Source organism: Streptomyces sp. NPDC030296 (genome assembly GCF_055572815.1).
Map to the genome: position 1 here is coordinate 375,680 of NZ_JBVICQ010000001.1, position 17,890 is coordinate 393,569.

General features: G+C 72.0%; 14 protein-coding genes. 7 read left to right on the plus strand and 7 right to left on the minus strand.

All coding sequences use genetic code 11. The features are described from left to right. The first annotated feature begins 12 nt into the window (after positions 1-12). Positions 13-2,589 (plus strand): aminopeptidase N, encoded by a 2,577-nt coding sequence (pepN, locus tag ACZ4Z3_RS01580; RefSeq protein ID WP_468499517.1) that lies wholly within the window; start codon positions 13-15, stop codon positions 2,587-2,589. A gap of 284 nt (positions 2,590-2,873) precedes the next feature. Beyond that, positions 2,874-3,926 carry a hypothetical protein gene (locus ACZ4Z3_RS01585; protein ID WP_468499136.1) on the plus strand — a complete coding sequence of 351 codons (1,053 nt, stop codon included), beginning with the start codon at positions 2,874-2,876 and terminating at the stop codon, positions 3,924-3,926. Positions 3,927-4,022: 96 nt separating this feature from the next. Here ACZ4Z3_RS01585 and ACZ4Z3_RS01590 read toward each other — a convergent pair whose 3' ends face one another. From ACZ4Z3_RS01590 to ACZ4Z3_RS01600, 3 genes are all read right to left on the minus strand, one after another. Further along, entirely contained in the window at positions 4,023-5,162 is a 1,140-nt protein-coding gene (locus ACZ4Z3_RS01590) for a serine hydrolase domain-containing protein (RefSeq protein ID WP_468499137.1), read from the minus strand. Positions 5,163-5,255: 93 nt separating this feature from the next. Further along, entirely contained in the window at positions 5,256-7,025 is a 1,770-nt protein-coding gene (locus ACZ4Z3_RS01595) for a TIGR03767 family metallophosphoesterase (protein ID WP_468499138.1), read from the minus strand. Between the two features lie 327 nt (positions 7,026-7,352). Continuing rightward, on the minus strand, positions 7,353-7,814 hold the full coding sequence (locus ACZ4Z3_RS01600) for an NUDIX hydrolase (RefSeq protein WP_468499139.1): 462 nt from the start codon (positions 7,812-7,814) through the stop codon (positions 7,353-7,355). A gap of 324 nt (positions 7,815-8,138) precedes the next feature. On the opposite strand from ACZ4Z3_RS01600, the gene ACZ4Z3_RS01605 reads away from it, so the two are divergent. Further along, positions 8,139-9,119: a LuxR C-terminal-related transcriptional regulator gene (locus ACZ4Z3_RS01605; RefSeq protein WP_099964548.1), complete on the plus strand. Its 981-nt coding sequence runs from the start codon at positions 8,139-8,141 to the stop codon at positions 9,117-9,119. A gap of 244 nt (positions 9,120-9,363) precedes the next feature. After that, entirely contained in the window at positions 9,364-9,603 is a 240-nt protein-coding gene (locus tag ACZ4Z3_RS01610) for a hypothetical protein (protein WP_468499140.1), read from the plus strand. Between the two features lie 214 nt (positions 9,604-9,817). On the opposite strand, the gene ACZ4Z3_RS01615 is transcribed toward ACZ4Z3_RS01610, so the two are convergent. Next, on the minus strand, positions 9,818-10,942 hold the full coding sequence (locus tag ACZ4Z3_RS01615; protein ID WP_468499141.1) for a hypothetical protein: 1,125 nt from the start codon (positions 10,940-10,942) through the stop codon (positions 9,818-9,820). A 1-nt stretch (position 10,943) separates the two neighbouring features. Beyond that, positions 10,944-11,573, minus strand: coding sequence for an RNA polymerase sigma factor (locus ACZ4Z3_RS01620; RefSeq protein ID WP_468499142.1), 630 nt, complete (start codon positions 11,571-11,573; stop codon positions 10,944-10,946). Positions 11,574-11,928: 355 nt separating this feature from the next. Here ACZ4Z3_RS01620 and ACZ4Z3_RS01625 point away from each other — a divergent pair, with 355 nt between their 5' ends. Continuing rightward, on the plus strand, positions 11,929-12,945 hold the full coding sequence (locus tag ACZ4Z3_RS01625; RefSeq protein WP_468499143.1) for an aspartate-semialdehyde dehydrogenase: 1,017 nt from the start codon (positions 11,929-11,931) through the stop codon (positions 12,943-12,945). A 265-nt stretch (positions 12,946-13,210) separates the two neighbouring features. After that, a complete protein-coding gene (pepN, locus tag ACZ4Z3_RS01630; protein WP_468499144.1) occupies positions 13,211-15,793 on the plus strand; it encodes an aminopeptidase N in 2,583 nt (860 codons plus the stop codon). Positions 15,794-15,899: 106 nt separating this feature from the next. Here pepN (ACZ4Z3_RS01630) and ACZ4Z3_RS01635 read toward each other — a convergent pair whose 3' ends face one another. Then, positions 15,900-16,835, minus strand: coding sequence for an EamA family transporter (locus ACZ4Z3_RS01635; RefSeq protein ID WP_468499145.1), 936 nt, complete (start codon positions 16,833-16,835; stop codon positions 15,900-15,902). A 165-nt stretch (positions 16,836-17,000) separates the two neighbouring features. On the opposite strand from ACZ4Z3_RS01635, the gene ACZ4Z3_RS01640 reads away from it, so the two are divergent. Beyond that, on the plus strand, positions 17,001-17,519 hold the full coding sequence (locus ACZ4Z3_RS01640; protein ID WP_468499146.1) for a MarR family winged helix-turn-helix transcriptional regulator: 519 nt from the start codon (positions 17,001-17,003) through the stop codon (positions 17,517-17,519). A 99-nt stretch (positions 17,520-17,618) separates the two neighbouring features. On the opposite strand, the gene ACZ4Z3_RS01645 is transcribed toward ACZ4Z3_RS01640, so the two are convergent. Next, positions 17,619-17,870, minus strand: a complete 252-nt coding sequence (locus ACZ4Z3_RS01645; RefSeq protein WP_468499147.1) for a hypothetical protein — start codon at positions 17,868-17,870, stop codon at positions 17,619-17,621. Between the last annotated feature and the right edge of the window lie 20 nt (positions 17,871-17,890).

A 17,890-nucleotide genomic window follows, 5' to 3' on the forward strand; every position in this document is an offset into this window, starting at 1 on the left:
GGAGTGCCGCCCGTGCCCGGTGAGAATCTGTCCCGCGACGAGGCCCAGGAGCGGGCCGCGCTGCTGTCCGTCGAGGGCTACGAGGTCTCCCTCGACCTGCGGTCCGCCGTCGGCGACCGGGGCGACGAGCCGCGGACCTTCCGCTCGGTGACGACCATCCGCTTCCGGTGCGCCGACCCGGGCGCCACCAGCTTCGCCGATCTGATCGCGCCGAGTGTGACGTCGGTCTCCCTCAACGGCAAGGATCTCGACCCGCGCGCGGTCTTCGACGGCTCCCGGATCGTGCTGGAGGACCTGGCCGCCGAGAACGAGCTGGTGGTCGACGCCCAGTGCGCCTACTCCCGCACCGGCGAGGGCATGCACCGCTTCGTCGACCCGGAGGACGGCGAGGTCTACCTCTACACGCAGTACGAGCCCGCCGACTCCCGCCGGGTCTTCGCGAACTTCGAGCAGCCGGACCTCAAGGCCCCGTTCCGCTTCGAGGTGCGGGCGCCCGAGGACTGGGTGGTGTGGAGCAACGGCGCCGGCGAGCGGACCGACGGGGTGTGGCGCTTCGCGGAGACCAAGCCGATCTCGACGTACATCACCGCCGTGGTCGCCGGCCCGTACCACTACGTCACCGACTCCTACGAGCGGATCCTCGGCGACGGTACGCGCCTGGAGATCCCCCTCGGCGCGATGTGCCGCAAGGGGCTCGCCCCCTACTTCGACGCCGACGACGTCTTCGAGATCACCAAGCAGGGGCTGGACTTCTTCCACGACCACTTCGACTACCCGTACCCGTTCGGGAAGTACGACCAGGCGTTCGTCCCGGAGTACAACCTCGGGGCGATGGAGAACCCGGGGCTCGTCACCTTCCGCGAGGAGTTCATCTTCCGCGGCAAGGTCACCCGGGCGTCGTACGAGCGGCGGGCCAACGTCATCCTGCACGAGATGGCGCACATGTGGTTCGGCGACCTCGTGACCATGGTGTGGTGGGACGACCTGTGGCTGAAGGAGTCCTTCGCGGACTTCATGGGCTCCTTCTCCATGGTCGAGGCCACCCGCTTCACCAACGGCTGGGTCACCTTCGCCAACAACCGCAAGTCCTGGGCGTACCGCGCCGACCAGCTGCCCTCCACCCACCCCGTCACGGCCGACATCCGTGACCTGGAGGACGCCAAGCTCAACTTCGACGGCATCACCTACGCCAAGGGCGCGTCCGTCCTGAAGCAGCTGGTGGCGTACGTGGGGCGTGAGGCGTTCCTGGAGGGCGCCCGCCGGTACTTCAAGCGCAACGCCTACGGCAACACGCGCCTCGGCGACCTGCTGTCGGTCCTGGAGGAGACCAGCGGCCGGGACATGCCGGCCTGGTCGCGGGCCTGGCTGGAGACGGCCGGGGTGAACTCCCTCACCCCGCAGGTGCTGCTCGACGCCGAGGGCCGGATCGACGAGCTGGCGGTGGTGCAGGAGGCCGCCGAGTCCCACCCCGAGCTGCGGCCGCACCGGGTGGCGATCGGCCTGTACCGGCGCGGCGACGACGGCGCGCTGGAGCGGTACGCGCGCGCCGAGGCGGACGTCGTCGGGGCGCGGACGGTCGTGGCCGAGCTGGCCGGGGCCGAGGCGCCGGAGCTGGTGCTGGTCAACGACGACGACCTCACGTACTGCAAGATCCGCTTCGACGCCGGGTCGCTGGACACGCTGCGGGCCGCGCTCGGCGACATCTCCGACCCGCTGGCGCGCGCCCTGTGCTGGTCGGCGCTGTGGAACCTCACCCGGGACGCGCTGCTCCCGGCGCGGGACTTCGTCGACCTGGTGCTGCGGTTCGCGGGCCGGGAGTCCGACATCGGCGTGCTGCAGATGCTGCACGCCTGGGCGAACTCGGCGCTCACCTTCTACGCGGCGCCCGAGTGGCGGGAGACCGGCGGCCAGCTGCTGGCGGAGGGCGCCCTGCGGGAGCTGCGGGCCGCCGAGCCGGGGAGCCAGCACCAGCTGACGTGGGCGCGGTTCTTCGCGGCGGTGGCGTCGAGCGAGGCCGACCTCGGGGTGCTCCAGGGGATGCTCGCCGGGACCGAGAAGGTCGACGGGCTGGAGGTCGACCAGGAGCTGCGGTGGGCGTTCCTGGAGCCGCTGGCGACGTACGGGGTGGCCGGTGAGGGCATCCTCGCGGCGGAGCTGGCCCGCGACGACACGGCGTCCGGCAAGCGGCACCAGGTGCGGTGCCTGGCGTCCCGGCCGTCGGCCGCGGTGAAGGCGCAGGCGTGGGCGTCCGTGGTGGAGTCGGACGTGCTGTCGAACGCGCTGGTGGAGGCGACCATCGCCGGGTTCGCACGGCCGTCCCAGCGGGAGTTGGCGGCACCGTACGCCGAGCGGTACTTCGAGGTGATCGAGCGGGTGTGGGCCGAGCGGTCCATCCAGATCGGGATGGACGTGGTGCGGGGGCTGTTCCCGTCGTTGCAGGACTCCCCGGCGACCCTGGAGGCGACGGACGCCTGGCTCGCCGCCCACGAGGGGGCCGCGCCCGCACTGCGCCGCCTGGTGGTGGAGGCCCGCGACGACCTGGCGCGGGCGCTGCGGGCGCAGGCATGCGACGCGGGGGCCGAGGGGTAGCCCTCCCCCGTGTCGCGCACCCGGCGCCTGCCGCCGGCCGGGTCGGGTGCGCGACTGCCCCGCGGCTGAGAAGTCGCGACATCGAGCTGAACCGCGTCAATTCACCTTGCCTGGTTCCGCGTTACGAAGTTCGGGTAGTCGGAGCCGTAACCTTTTCCGATCACGGGGTCGACCAGCGACTATCGGCAGTCGAACGCACGTACTTTAGTGCGGTCTTGTCCGGATTTGTCGACGGGTTTGTAACAGGGGTTCGGAGCCACTCCCGGCGCGGGAACCTCCGGGGCATGAACCACAACACCCCGCTCTTCTCCCGCCCCCTGAGCCGGCTCGCGAACGTGCACCGCCGCGTACTGACGGCCGCGCAGCTGCGCGCGCAGGGTGTCACCCCGGCCGAGACGAACGAGCAGTGCCGGCAGGGTGGTCCCTGGCAGCAGCTCCTCCCCGGCGTCTACCTGCTGCACCCCGGCCCGCCCACCTCCGAGGAGCGGCTGCACGCCGTCCTGTCGTACGCTGCCCGCACCCCGTTCCGTGAGCCGGCCGCCGGGGTACCCGCGCAGCCGAACGGCGACGAGCCCCGCGCGACCCCCCACTACGCGGACGCCGTGATCACGGGCCTCGCGGCCCTGACGCTGCACGGTTTCTCGTCCGCTCCCCCCTTGCTGTCCCTGGACACCATCGACGTCCTGGTGCCGCGCCTGCGCCGGCTGCGCACCGTCGGCTGCGCCCGCGTCATCCGTACCGCGTCCCTGCCGACCCCGTCGCACGTGACCGGGTTGCCCGTCGCCCCCGTGCCGCGCGCCCTGGCCGACGCGGTCGCGGAGCTGGTCGACGTGGACTCCGTACGCCGGCTGCTGACCGAGGCGGTCCGCGGCGGGCACACCGAGCCGACGGCGGTGATGCGGGAGTTGACGCAGGCGCGGCTGCTGAACCGTCCTCATGTCGCGGACGCGGTGGACTCACTGCTCGCCGAGGGGCGGGCGATCGCGGAGGACCAGCTGTACCGCATGGTCCGTGAGTTCGCCCTGCCCGACCCGGTCTGGAACGTGGACCTGCGGCTCCCCGGCGGCCCGCACCTCGGCGGCCTCGACGCGTACTGGCCGGAGCAGGCCGTCGCGGTGGAGCTGGACACCCGAACCCCCGGGCAGCAGGACGACGCGCTCTGGTCCGAGTACGCGCGCAAGCGGGAGACTCTGGAACGGCTCGGCGTCACCGTCGTCCACCTGACTCCCAGGAAGCTGCGTGAGTCCGTGGAGCAGCAGGCGGCGGTCGTCCGCACCGCGCTGATGGCGTCGTCCGACCGCGATCCGGCCGCGTATGTGGTGGTGCTTCCCCGGTAATTCCGGGAACCCGCCCTCACCCGGGCGGAGCGCAGGAGGGGAGGGGAAGGGCCGCCGCACCTCACGGCGGCCCTTCCCCATGACGTACTCAGACGGCTACTTGCCGCAGAACTCCGCCTCCACGATCGCCCCGCTGTCCCCCGTCCAGTCGCTGTTGAAGTTGAAGGTGAGGGAGTGGCGGCCGTCCTCGGTGGTGACGGACTCCGAGACGGAGCCGTGGATGCCGCCGCCGTGGCCCCACACCCGCACGCCGCAGGAGAGTTTCTGTTCGGTGAGGCCGAGGCCGTAGCCGCCGAGGTTCTCGACGGGGATGGTCGTCTTCATCGCGTCGAGCTGCTTCCTCGGCAGGAGCCGGCCCCGCATCAGCGCCGCGTAGAAGCGGTTGAGGTCCTCGGCGCTGGAGACGATTTCGCCCGCGGCGCCCGCCACGGAGGGGTTCATCCTGGTGACGTCGTACGTCTTTCCGTCCGCGGTCTCGGCGAGCTTGGAGTAGGCGCGGCTGTGTGGTCCCGGCAGGCCGGGGGAGGTGCCGGGGAGTTTCGTGCCGCGCAGGCCGAGGGGTTCGATGATGCGGGCGCGGACCTCGTCGGCGTACGGGTTGCCCGTGACCTTCTCGATCACCAGGCCGGCGAGCAGGTAGTTGGTGTTGGAGTAGTTCCAGCGGGTGCCGGGGGCGAAGTCGGGCTTGTGCTTCATCGCGATGCCGACCAGTTGTTCCGGCGTGTGGGTGCGGTAGCGGTTCTTCAGGAACCCGTCGGCGAGGAAGACCTCCCGGCCGAGTTGCTCGTCGGCGGTGTAGTTGAAGATCCCGCTGGTGTGGTTGAGGAGCTGGCGGACCGTCACCCGACGGCCGTCGTGGCCGTTGCCGCGCACCAGGCCGGGCAGCCACCGGTCGACCTTGTCGTCCAGCGACAGCCGGCCCTCGGCCTCCAGCTGGAGCAGGACCGTGGCCACGAAGGTCTTCGTGATGCTGCCGGCCCGGAAGCGGTCGTGGGCGGTGCGCGGCGCGCCGGTCCTCAGGTCGCCCTTGCCCGCCGTCGCCTTCCACACGCCCCGGGCGTCCTTCGCCTGGAGGGCTATGCCCACGACGCCGTCCCTCACGTTGGCGTCCATCGCCTCGCGGGTCGTGCCGTGGGCGTCTCTCGGGGCGGCGGGCGCGGCCGCCGCCGCCGGGGCGGCGAGCGCCACCGCCGCGACCACCGCGGTCGCCGCCACCAGTCCCGTACGTACTGACATCGTTCCCCCTGTGTCCATGATGATCGTCCGGTCACGGAGGGGGACCCCGGCGGTGCGGGCCGGGTTGACAGGGGTACGGGCGTTGAGCGATTTTCAGCCCTTTCGGAGCACCAGCTCCACGTTGCGGTCACCGGGGGTTCCGGTGAGGGTGTCCCGGCGGCCGGGCGCGTTGAACGACAGCTCGCGGTACAGGGCCGCCAGGCCGGTCTGGCTGAGGTCCGTGAAGCGGGTGGCGTGCGGGGCGGCCGACTCGATGAGGGTCGTGAACACGGAGATCGTGCCGTCCTTGTTGTCCACCAGCTCGATCACCCGTGCGAGCTGCGGGAAGTCGATGTGGGACGCGGTCGAGATCTCCCAGAACGAGCCGCCGCCGGCGTACTTGTGCGGGGTGACGCGGTTGCGATGGCTGTGGCCGTTCACCCAGGCGAGGACGTTGCGGTGGCGGCCCAGCAGGGCCAGCACCTCGTCGCCGCCGTGCCGGGCCTCGCCCGGACGGGACGGGTCCTTGCGGAGGTTGCGCATGGTCGTGCTGGTGTGGTGGCTGAAGACCACGGCGTACGTGCCGTTCTTGGCGGCGTCCTTCAACGTCCGCTCCAGCCACTTCAGTTGTGCCGTGCCCAGCGAGCCCTCGTAGTGGCCGCCGGGGTCGGTGGAGTCGAGGCTGATGCCGATGACGTCGTCGGCGATCCGGAAGACGTAGTACTGGGTGCGGGCGTCGAGGTTGGCCTGCGAGTAGCCGTGGCCGACCGGGCCGGGGCCGGTGTGGGCCGGGTCGAGGTGCGCCTTCAGGTACTCCAGGGGCGTGAAGGGCGCCCGGCCCTCGTCCGGGGTGACCGAACGCATCTTCTTCGCCTGGGACTTGAGGACGGCCTTCCAGTCGGCCCCACGGGGGTCACCGCCGCTCTTGACGTTGTCCCAGAGGGCCTTGCCGACCTGCTCGTCCAGGGTCATCAGCTTCTTGCCGCCGACCGCGAAGTCCGCGAAGAAGGAGTCGCCGGGGGCGTAGCAGCCGCCGGGGAGGGAGTCGTGGTTGCCGACGGTGGAGTACCAGGGGACGTTCAGGCCGGGGCTGTTGACCTGGCGGATCGCGGCCGCGAGGAAGCCGTCCAGGTGGGGGAAGCCGAGCTTCTTGTCGGCGTCGCGGAGCGTGGAGTCCGGCTGCCAGTAGAGCTTGAGTCCACTGTTCTGGACGCCCTCGTAGCCGCGCGGGTCACCGGAGTTGGGGGTGACGCGGCCACCGCTCATCACCTTCAGGAACCAGTCCAGTTCCGTCTTGGAGTTGTTGTCGGTGTTGTCGCCGGTCGTCATCACGAAGTGCAGCGGCGAGCCGGTGACGGGGGCGCCGCGCAGCGAGTTGACCCGCTCGACGAGCGAGACCGCCCCCGCCACGGACAGCGCCTCCTGCGGCCGCCAGGCGCTCGCGGTCTGGGCGCGCAGGTACTCGTAGCGCAGCGGGTGCTGCACGTCGACGACATGCAGATCGGTGAACTGCACGAACGACGCGAGAGCCGTACGGCGCTTCTCCCGGCCGGACTTGGGGGTCGCGAGGTCGGAGCGCACGACCCGCTTCCAGGCGGGGCCGTCACCGAGCCGGCGGTAGCCGGAGGCGTTGCGCGGCGCCGCGACCGAGGCGAGGGTGGTGCCCCGGGTGTACGGCGCGAGCGGGGCGGCCGGGGCCTCCCGGTTGGAGAGGTTCGCCAGGGGGACCTCGGTGGTGGTCCCGGTGGCGGCGGCGTGGGCGTCCGTCTCCGGCCGCAGGGCGAGCCCGATGCCCGCCGAGAGGCCGACCGCGCCGGTGGCGGCGAGGAAGGCACGGCGGTCAGGGTTGGTGGCGGCGGCAGCGACTGAGCGTATGCGCGACATGGCGCGGTCTCCCCGAGTGCGAACGCGTCGGCAGTGGTCGCGGGGCCGCTCCGCGTTGGGGGCCGGAGTGGGGTTCCCGCTCGTACTGAATGCTTGGCAGCCGGGGTGACCTGGACGTTAACGAGGTGGCAACGGGTGGCGCCGATCACCGTACGTGGATCTTCGCGGGCGCCGGGTGTTCGCCGGGGGTTGCCGAAGGTAGGGGCAACCGAGGGGAGTTGGTCACTCCTCGTTCATGTGACGGGGTAGGGCAGGTATTCGCCGCACGGCTCGGGTGGTTGGGTGCCTTGCGGTGCGTCGCGGCTTGTCGCGCGGTTGCCCGCGCACCTAGAAGGCGACCGGCGGTTCCAGGTGGCCGTTGGGCGGGCGTCGGCGCCACAGGGTCAGGCCCACGTCCACCAGGCCGACCCGCTCCAGGTGGGGGAGCTCCTCCAAGGGGTGCCACGCGGCCATGTCCGTCGAGCCGTTGGTCTCGTGGCGCAGTGTGCCGCCCGTCACGCGGGCCTCGTAGACGAGGCGGAGGCTGTGGAAGGCGGCGCGGGAGCCCAGGCGCCGGGAGCGGTCCTCGGTGACGGAGTCGACGCCGAGGAGGGCGGTCGGCTCGACGGTGTAGCCGGTTTCCTCGTCGGCCTCGCGGACGACGGTGTCGTAGGGATCCTCACCGTGGTCCATGCCGCCGCCGGGAAGGGTCCAGCGCTTGGTGCCGTCCCGGGCGACCCAGCGGGCCAGCAGCACCTGTCCGTCCCGTACGCACACGGCGTAGGCCGCCACCCGCAAGTCCTCGCGCATGAGGAGACGTTACTCAACGGATGCGGGGAAGGGGCGGGTGCTCCCCACGTGGCACCCGCCCCCTGGCGACGGGGGGGCGGTCGGCGCGACGGCCCGTCCCCCCGTTGGACGGGCCGCCGCACATCAGTGCGTCGCGCCCTTCGATCTTCAGCCCGGGTCCCTTCCGAACACCAGGGGCGCAGGGTGGCCGCAACGCGCCATGGCACTGTCGTGCCTGCCCTGTAGCCTTCGCCACAAGACCCCAGATCCAGCGCGAAATCGGCACGGATCGAACTAGGATTCCCCTCCGGGGCATGAGGGGGTGGGGAGGCGAAAGGGCCGACTGTGCTGGACGAATTCCTGGAAGCGGACACCGAGGCCGTCAGCGTCTACCGGAGTCTGCTCACCAACCCGTCCTGGACCCTCCACGACGTCGGGCGGCACACGGGCCTCACCGAGGACGAGGTACGGGCGGCCGTGGACCGGCTCTCCGATCTCTCCCTGCTGAGCCCCGTCACGGACACGACGTACCTGCCGATGAACCCCGAGACGATCCTGGGGCCGGTACTGCGCCGCCGCGAGGCCCAACTCGACGCCGAGCGGGCCCATCTGTCACGGCACCAGGCGGTGGTCGCCGAATTCACCAAGGAGTACGCGGCGTTGGGGCTGCGGCACACCGGGGGCGCCGAGCACCTGGTCGGTGTGAACGCGGTCCGCACCCGGCTGGAGCAGCTGTCACGGGACGCGGTGCAGGAGGTCTGCACCTTCACACCGGGCGGCGCCGTCAGCGCGGCCGGCCTGGAGTCGGCCCGCCCCCTGGACCAGGAGTCCTTCGACCGGGGCGTGCGGATGCGCTCCGTCTACCTCGACAGCGTCCGCAACGACCAGCCCACCTCCGACTACGCGACCTGGCTCACCTCCATGGGCGGACAGGTGCGTACCGTGCCCGCCCTTCCGATGCGGATGATCATCTGCGACCGTGAGGTCGCGGTCGTGCCGGTGAACGCCGAGGACAGCCGCCAGGGCGCGCTCGTCGTCCGCTACCAGGGCGTCGTACAGGCTCTCGCCGAGCTGTTCGAGCTGGTCTGGGCGCAGGGCGTGCCGCTGGGCGCGGAGGCACCGGCCGCGGTGGGCGACGGGGCGAGCGAACGCGACCGGGTCCTGCTGAAGCTGCTGTCCGAGGGGATGACCGACCAGGGGATCGCCCGCAAGCTGGGGCTGTCCGTGCGTACGATCAGACGGCTGATGTCGGACCTGATGAAGCGGCTGGACGCGCAGAGCCGGTTCGAGGCGGGCGCGGAGGCCGTACGGCGGGGCTGGCTGTAGCGTCTGCCGTACGGCGGGCCTGGCTGTAGCGTCTGCCGTCCGGCGGGCTGGTTGTGGCGTCGCCGCCGAGACTCCTCCGCCGGGATCCCTCCGCCGGGAACTAATCGCGGGCGCGGTGGCCCTGTCCGGCCATGGCCGCAAGCGGCCATCGTGAGCACCTGCGTTTCGGACGGTGATCAACCATGATCGGTCGTGGCCCTTCACAGGGCCCTCACCTGTAACCCCTCACGAAAGAGGAACGGTTGTGCATTCCTCGACGCGCTCCCGGCGCATCGGCGTCCTCGCCCTCTTCGGTCTGGGTTCCGCGGCGGCGGCCCTCGTCCTCGGCACGGCCGTCGACGCCCCCGCGGGCACGCGGCTGGCCGCGGACGACGCCGTGACGGAGGTCGTCGTGCCCGCCAAGCCGGACAAGGGCGGCGGCGTGCAGCCCGGTGTGGTCGTCCCCGGCCACAAGGAGACCTGGACCTGGGACGACAAGGAGTGACCTGATCGCCGGTCACCCACGTCGCACCCCAGGCTCAAAAGCACCCCGGGATCGGACGACCCGATCCGGGGTGCCCGGCGGAGCCGCCGCCGCTCAGGCCCGCCGGAACACGGCCCGCCGGTTTCCCCGGCGGGCCGTATGCGTGTGCGGACACATCAGCCTTGCGGTGCCCCGGAGGTCGGCCTGGGGTGGCGGCCGGCCCCGGGGGCTCCCCTCACCTACACCTCTCGCCCTCCGCCTCCCGCGCCGCGGTCTCGATCCAGGCCCGCCGGCCGGCGATGTCGGACGGGTCGGAGGTCCACAGATCGGGTTCGGCGCCGTCGCGCGGGAGGCCGACGAGAGCGCGGTCGCCCTTCTTCACCCGGGGGCGGATGTCCTGGTCCAGCGGGAAGACGATCTCCTTCTCACCCTTGTCCGGCTTGTAGTAGCGGTCCACGTCGAGGGTGACGCGGTCCCGCTCGGTGCCGGGGACGGGTTCGACGGAGACGACGGTGCCCTCGACGACCAGGCGGGCGCAGGCGATGTCGTAGCTGTCGGGACTGACCTTTCCGTCGGCGTTCCCGCCGCCCACACTGCCCTTCGAGCCGTCGTGCGAGTCGCTGCTGTCCCGCTGCTTGCTGGCGGCGCTGCCGGCGTCGTCCGCCGAACCCCCAACGCCCGACTGGACGACGACGGCGCCGAGGCCCACGACGACGGAGGCGGCCGCGGCGGCGGCGAGCGTGCCGAAGGCGACGGACAGGGCCCGGCGGCGCCCGCGGGGGCGGCCCGGCCGCGTCGGCAGGGGCCTCACCGGCGCGACGGGGGCCGTCTCGGGCGCGGGCCGGCGCCCGGTGACCGTCTCGGCCCCGGCCGCGTCCCCCGGCCGCGCGGCCACGGCTCGCCCCGGCGGTGCGCCGGCTTCCGCCTCCGATTCGCCCGCACCGGCGTCGGCCCCGGCCAGGGCGTCACCGATCAGCCCCAGCTGCTCCCGCAGCAGCAGCACATCGGCGGCCGCCGCCCGCCGCGCGGCCATGAACTCGCCGTCGGCCAGCGCCTCCTCCGGCAGCGGCTCGTCGAGGAGCGCGGCCATCAAGGCGTCCATGCCGCCGTACTCGGCACCCTCGAACACGGCTTCCTCGAAATCGGCGCTCCTGGCTGGAGGCGGCCCGGCCGAGCCGCCCTCGACCGAGCCACCCTCGATCGTGGAAGCGGCCTCGATCGCGGAAGCCGCCTCGATCGTGGAAGCCGCCTCGAACGTGGAAGCCGCCTCGAACGTGGAAGCCGCCTCGAACGTGGAAGCCGCCTCGAACACGATGTCGTCGGGTTCGGTGTCGTGCCGGTTGTTGTCCCGGGCGGCCATGTCACACCACCTCGTCCTCGTGCAGGCGGGCGCGCAGGGCGCGGACCGCTGAGTGGAGCCTGCTCTTGACCGTGCCCTCGGGGATACCGAGCTCGCCCGCGATGTCCCGGACCGGCAGGTCGGCGTAGAAGCGCAGGACGACGACCTGGCGCTGGGCGTCGGGCAGCTCGTCCAGGCCGCGGGTGACGGCGAGCGAGAGCACACTGGAGTCCTCGCCGGAGGGGTGCTCCAGCTGGCGCAGCGAGGCCAGGCGCTCCCCGAGGCGCTCCTGGCGGCGCTTGGCGCGGTGCCAGTCCATCGCCAGGTTGGAGGCGACCACCGCCGCCCACGCGGACACGTCCCGCGGTGCCTCCTGGCCGCTCGCGGCCCGCTCCAGCAGCCGCAGCCGTACCTGCTGCACCCCGTCCGGCAGGTCCGACTGCGGGACTCCGCCGAGCGCGAGCACCGCGCGCACCCGCCGCTCCTGGGCCGCGTCCAGCGGATCCACCCCCGTGTCGCCCGCTGCCGCCGGCCCCGGCGGGGCGGCCGGCGGTTCACCCCCGCCGCCCGCGCCCCCCATGGCCGACGGGCCGCCGGGCACCCGCAGCGGATCGTCCACCTCCTGGACGCGGCGCGCCTTTCTGCGCAGCACAGCCACCCCTCCCCTCCCGCGTTTCCCCTACGACGCCGGGCCGGGCCGAAACGTTCGGGCCCGTCCATGACTTTCCGGCCGCCCCGCAGAGGCGTACGTCACACCTTCGCGTGCACCCGGTACCGGCGGGCAGGGGGGAGGCAGCACAGCTTGCGGCGCCGAGCCCCCACGGGGCGAATATCTCCAGCTCAGGCGGGGTGGCGGTCAAAGAACCGGGCGTGGTGTCGCCGCCCCCCGCGTCCCGTTCCCCGAGCGCCGGGGGCAAAGAATTGGACAGGCGGACCGGGGCTCACCGCATGATGGAAACGCCTCGGTCATGCGGCAGACACAGACAAGCCACGTAAAAGGAGTCACCGTGAGGGTCGGAATCGTCGGAGCCACCGGTCAGGTCGGCACGGTCATGCGCAGGATCCTCAAGGAGCGGAACTTCCCGACGGACGAGCTGCGTCTGTTCGCCTCCGCCCGCTCGGCCGGTTCGGTCATCGACGGGGTGACCGTCGAGGACGCGGCGACCGCCGACTACTCCGGTCTCGACATCGTGCTCTTCTCCGCCGGTGGCGCGACCTCCCGCGCGCTGGCCGAGAAGGTGGCCTCCCAGGGCGCGGTCGTGATCGACAACTCCTCCGCGTGGCGCCGCGACCCCGAGGTGCCCCTGGTGGTCTCCGAGGTGAACCCGCACGCGATCGCCGACCGCCCCAAGGGCATCATCGCCAACCCGAACTGCACGACGATGGCCGCGATGCCGGTCCTGCGTCCGCTGCACGAGGAGGCGGGCCTGGAGGCGCTGGTCGTCGCCACCTACCAGGCGGTGTCCGGCTCCGGTCTCGCGGGCGTCGCCGAGCTGCACGGCCAGGTCCAGAAGGTCGTCGCCGACGCGGACAAGCTGACCCACGACGGCGCGGCGGTCGACTTCCCCGAGCCCGGCGTCTACAAGCGGCCCATCGCCTTCAACGTGCTCCCGCTCGCGGGTTCGATCGTCGACGACGGTCTGCACGAGACGGACGAGGAGCAGAAGCTCCGCCACGAGTCCCGCAAGATCCTGGAGATCCCCGGCCTCAAGGTCTCCGGCACCTGTGTCCGCGTCCCCGTGTTCTCCGGGCACTCCCTCCAGGTCAACGCCCGCTTCGCGCGCCCGATCTCCGTGGAGCGCGCGACCGAGCTGCTCGCCGGCGCGCCGGGTGTCGCCCTCTCCGACATCCCGACCCCCCTCCAGGCCGCCGGCCAGGACCCGTCCTACGTGGGCCGCATCCGCGCCGACGAGACCGTGGACCACGGCCTCGCCCTGTTCGTCTCCAACGACAACCTGCGCAAGGGCGCCGCGCTGAACGCCGTCCAGATCGCCGAGCTGGTGGCGGCGGAGCTGAAGGGCTGACGCCGGCACGCGTACGGCCCCTCCGACGCCGGGCGGGCCGTGTCCCGCCGTACGACGGGGCGGTCACTCCACCGGGAGTGACCGCCCCGTCGGCGTTCCGGACCGGGGGCGCGCGAGGTGGGGCGTCTTGCCCTCGGGAGTCGTCCGCGCCGCGCCGGGCAACCGGCGGTCCGCGGACGTGGTGGTGCCGGTGAAAATGGTCGTCGCCCAACCCTCCGCGCCGTGGAAGGATGACCGAACCGACACATAACGAGGAGATGACCGCGTGCCTGGCACAAACCTGACCCGCGAAGAGGCTCAGCAGCGGGCGGAGCTGCTCAGCGTTGACTCGTACGAGATCGAACTCGACCTCACCGGCGCGCAGGAGGGCGGCACCTACCGGTCCGTGACCACGGTGCGCTTCGACGCCGCCCGGGGCGGCACGGAGACCTTCATCGACCTGGTGGCCCCGACGGTCCACGAAGTGACCCTGAACGGCGACGCTCTCGACCCGGCCGAGGTCTTCGCGGACTCCCGGATCACGCTGCCCGGCCTGCTGGAGGGCAGCAACATCCTGCGGGTCGCGGCGGACTGCGCCTACACCAACACGGGTGAGGGTCTGCACCGGTTCGTCGACCCGGTCGACGACCAGGCGTACCTGTACACCCAGTTCGAGGTCCCGGACGCCCGCCGGGTGTTCGCGAGCTTCGAGCAGCCGGACCTGAAGGCCACTTTCCAGTTCACCGTGAAGGCGCCGACCGGCTGGACCGTCATCTCCAACTCGCCGACGCCGGAGCCCAAGGACGACGTCTGGGTCTTCGAGCCGACGCCCCGTATCTCCACGTACATCACGGCGCTGATCGTCGGCCCGTACCACTCGGTGCACAGCGTGTACGAGAAGGACGGGCAGAGCGTGCCGCTGGGCATCTACTGCCGCCCGTCGCTGGCCGAGTACCTCGACTCCGACCATATCTTCGACGTGACCCGGCAGGGCTTCGAGTGGTTCCAGGAGAAGTTCGACTACGCGTACCCGTTCCAGAAGTACGACCAGCTGTTTGTACCGGAGTTCAACGCGGGCGCGATGGAGAACGCGGGCGCGGTGACCATCCGCGACCAGTACGTGTTCCGCTCGAAGGTGACGGACGCGGCCTACGAGATGCGCGCCGAGACCATCCTGCACGAGTTGGCCCACATGTGGTTCGGCGACCTCGTGACGATGGAGTGGTGGAACGACCTGTGGCTGAACGAGTCGTTCGCCACGTACACGTCGATCGCCTGCCAGGCGGCTCACCCCGAGTCGCGCTGGCCGCACGCCTGGACGTCCTTCGCCAACTCCATGAAGACGTGGGCGTACCGGCAGGACCAGCTGCCGTCGACGCACCCGATCATGGCGGAGATCCGCGACCTGGACGACGTCCTCGTCAACTTCGACGGCATCACGTACGCCAAGGGCGCGTCCGTGCTGAAGCAGCTCGTCTCGTACGTCGGCGAGGACGAGTTCTTCCGGGGCGTGCAGGCCTACTTCAAACGCCACGCGTACGGCAACACGCGCCTGTCGGACCTCCTGGGCGCCCTGGAGGAGACCTCCGGCCGTGACCTGAAGACCTGGTCGAAGCAGTGGCTGGAGACCGCGGGCATCAACGTCCTCCGCCCGGAGATCGAGACCGACGAGCACGGTGTCATCACCTCCTTCGCGATCCGCCAGGAGGCGCCCGCGCTGCCCGCCGGCGCGAAGGGCGAGCCGACGCTGCGCCCGCACCGCATCGCGGTCGGCCTGTACGAGCGCGACGAGGACAGCGGCAAGCTGGTCCGCGACGAGCGCGTCGAGCTGGACGTGGACGGCGAGCTGACGGCCGTGCCGCAGCTGGTGGGCAAGCGCCGCCCGGCGGTCGTCCTCCTCAACGACGACGACCTGTCGTACGCCAAGGTGCGTCTGGACGAGCAGTCCCTGGCCTTCGTCACCGAGCACCTCGGCGACTTCGCGTCCTCCCTCCCCCGCGCCCTGTGCTGGGCCTCGGCCTGGGACATGACCCGCGACGCCGAGCTCGCCGCCCGCGACTACCTGTCCCTGGTGCTGTCCGGCATCGGCAAGGAGTCGGACATCGGTGTCGTCCAGTCGCTGCACCGCCAGGTGAAGCTGGCGATCGACCTGTACGCGGACCCGGCCGGCCGTGAGGCGCTGCTGACCCGCTGGACGGACGCGACCCTGGCCCACCTGCGGGCCGCGGAGCCGTCCTCCGACCACCAGCTCGCCTGGGCCCGCGCGTTCGCCGCGACCGCACGCACCCCCGAGCAGCTGGACCTGCTGGAGGCGCTGCTGGAGGGGACGCAGACGATCGAGGGGCTGGCCGTCGACACCGAGCTGCGCTGGTCGTTCGTCCAGCGGCTCGCGGCGGTGGGCCGCTACGACGAGGCGGAGATCGCCGGCGAGTACGAGCGCGACAGGACGGCGGCCGGGGAGCGTCACGCCACCACGGCCCGCGCCTCCCGCCCGACCCCGGAGGCCAAGGCCGATGCCTGGTCCCAGGTCATCGAGTCGGACAAGCTTCCGAACGCCCTCCAGGAGGCGGTCATCGGTGGCTTCGTCCAGACGGACCAGCGCGAGCTGCTCGCCGCGTACACGGACAAGTACTTCGAGGTCGTGAAGGACATCTGGGAGTCCCGTTCCCACGAGATCGCCCAGCAGGTCGCCATCGGCCTCTACCCGACGGTCCAGGTCTCCGAGGAGACGCTCCGCAAGACGGACGCCTGGCTCGCCTCGGCCGAGCCCAACGCGGCCCTGCGCCGTCTGGTCTCCGAGTCCCGTTCGGGTGTCGAGCGGGCCCTGAAGGCCCAGGCCGCGGACGCGGCGGCGGCCTCGGCGGAGTAGTCCGGCGCGGGACGCGCTCCCCGGCCGCGCGACGAGCGGCCGGTCGTACGAGAACAGGGGCGCCCGGTGGTCTCCACCGGGCGCCCCTGTCGTGCGCCGGTCCCGCTCAGGCCGTTCGGGTGGTGTCCCGGACCAGCGGGGCCGGGCGGTCGCCGGGCTCGGCGGGCTTCTGCGGTCGCCGGGCGCCGCGCGGCTGGAGCTGGCCGAACACGGTCGCGGCGAACGCGATGGCCATCCCGAGGAGCTGGAGGGGTGTGAGGGCCTGGCCGAGAGCGGCCCAGCCGATGACGGCGGCGGTCAGCGGGGAGAGGGGGCCGAGGAAGGTGACCTGGGTGGCGGAGAGGCGGCCGATGCCGCGGAACCAGAGCCAGTAGGAGACGGCGGTGTTGGCGAGGGCGAGGTAGAGGTAGCCGCCGATGGCGCGGCCGTCCAGCGCGGGCGGCGTGCCCTCCACGAGGAGGGCGATCGGCGCGATGAGCAGGCCGCCGGCGGTCAGCTGCCAGCCGGTGAGCGCGAGCGGGCCCACGCCCTCGGGGCGGCCCCACCGCTTGGTGAGGACCACGCCGGTCGACATGGAGGCGGTCGAGCCGAGCGCCGCGAGCACACCGATCGTGTCGAGCGCCCCGGCCGCCCTCAGCACGACCAGGCTGACGCCGAGCGCCGCGGCGATCCCGGTGAGCAGCGTCCGTACGGTCGGCCGCTCGCCCAGCAGCAGGGCCGCGAGCCCCGCGACGAACAGCGGCCCCACCGAACCGACGACGGCCGCCATCCCGCCGGGCAGGCGGTACGCGGAGAGGAACAGCAGCGGGAAGAACGCGCCGATGTTCAGGGCGCCCAGCACCGCCGCCTTCCCCCACCAGGCGCCGCGCGGCAGTGTCCGGGAGAGCGCCAGGAGCAGCAGCCCGGCGGGGAGCGCCCGCATCAGCCCGGTGAACAGGGGCCGGTCGGCCGGCAGGAACTCGGTGGTGACGGCGTAGGTCGTGCCCCAGGAGATGGGCGCGAGGGCGGTCAGGGCTATGAGGGGGAGGCGGTTCGCGGTCATGGGACGCGCCCTTCGCGCTCGGCGGGGTGGGGACGGTGGGGGTGACGCGACGGCGGTGGACGGCCACCACCCGTTTTATCTTGCTTGCCATTAGCTTAGCGCTAAGCAACTTTCCGTCAAGCCGCTTTCTTGCGACCGACCGACGCAGGCCTCGATACTCGATCCATGACAGTGCGCCCCGAGTCCCAGACATCCCCGCGCGACCCCGTCGACGCGATCATCGAGCAGTGGGCGGCCGTCCGCCCCGACCTCGACACCACCGCGATGGAGGTCTTCGGGCGCGTCTACCGGTTGTCCCGCACGCTCGGCGACCGCATGGAGAAGGCGTACGCGCGGTTCGGGATCTCGCGCGGCGAGTTCGACGTGCTCGCAACCCTGCGCCGGTCCGGCGAGCCGTACACCCTCTCGCCCCGTCAGCTCTCGGGGACCCTCATGCTCACCACCGGCGGGATGACCGGCCGCCTCGACAAGCTCGAACGGGCGGGTCTGCTGCGCCGTTCACCCGACCCGCACGACCGCCGCGCCCTGCAGGTCACCCTCACGGAGGAGGGCCTGCGGGTGGTCGACGAGGCGGTGTCCGCGGGGCTCGCCGTCCAGACGGAGGCGCTCGCCCACCTGGACGAGGAACAGGCCGGCCAACTGGCCGACCTCCTGCGCACACTCGTGGTGGGCACGGGCTCGTGACGCGCTGGGCCCCGGCGGGAACGGCCGGGAACACGCCGAGGGCACCCTCGGCGCACGGGTGTGCGGAGGGTGCCCTCGGCGGAGCGTCGTCAGTGGGGGCTAGGCCTTCGCCTTGGCCTTGGGCTCGCGGTCGGTCGACCGGTCAAGGACCATCACCAGGCCGGCGATCAGCGCGAACAGCGCGATCGGCGCCACGACGAAGAGGCCGAGCGTCTCGATCACACTGAGGCCCGGACCCGGGTCGTCTCCGTCGTCGGGCGTCAGCGCGAGCGCGGGGGACGACATGAGCAACATCATCAGCGTCGTACCGGCGGCCAGGGCGCCGGCGCGCAGGGCGTTCTTCTTGTCCACGGGGCCAACGTATCTAACGC

Excerpts from the sequence above, each read along its gene's own strand:
- ACZ4Z3_RS01635 (WP_468499145.1), bottom strand. The coding sequence starts at position 16,835 with ATGACCGCGAACCGCCTCCCCCTCATAGCCCTGACCGCCCTCGCGCCC.
- ACZ4Z3_RS01615 (WP_468499141.1), bottom strand. The coding sequence starts at position 10,942 with ATGGCCGCCCGGGACAACAACCGGCACGACACCGAACCCGACGACATC.
- ACZ4Z3_RS01600 (WP_468499139.1), bottom strand. The coding sequence starts at position 7,814 with ATGCGCGAGGACTTGCGGGTGGCGGCCTACGCCGTGTGCGTACGGGAC.
- ACZ4Z3_RS01595 (WP_468499138.1), bottom strand. The coding sequence starts at position 7,025 with ATGTCGCGCATACGCTCAGTCGCTGCCGCCGCCACCAACCCTGACCGC.
- ACZ4Z3_RS01590 (WP_468499137.1), bottom strand. The coding sequence starts at position 5,162 with ATGTCAGTACGTACGGGACTGGTGGCGGCGACCGCGGTGGTCGCGGCG.
- ACZ4Z3_RS01585 (WP_468499136.1), top strand. The coding sequence starts at position 2,874 with ATGAACCACAACACCCCGCTCTTCTCCCGCCCCCTGAGCCGGCTCGCG.
- ACZ4Z3_RS01640 (WP_468499146.1), top strand. The coding sequence starts at position 17,001 with ATGACAGTGCGCCCCGAGTCCCAGACATCCCCGCGCGACCCCGTCGAC.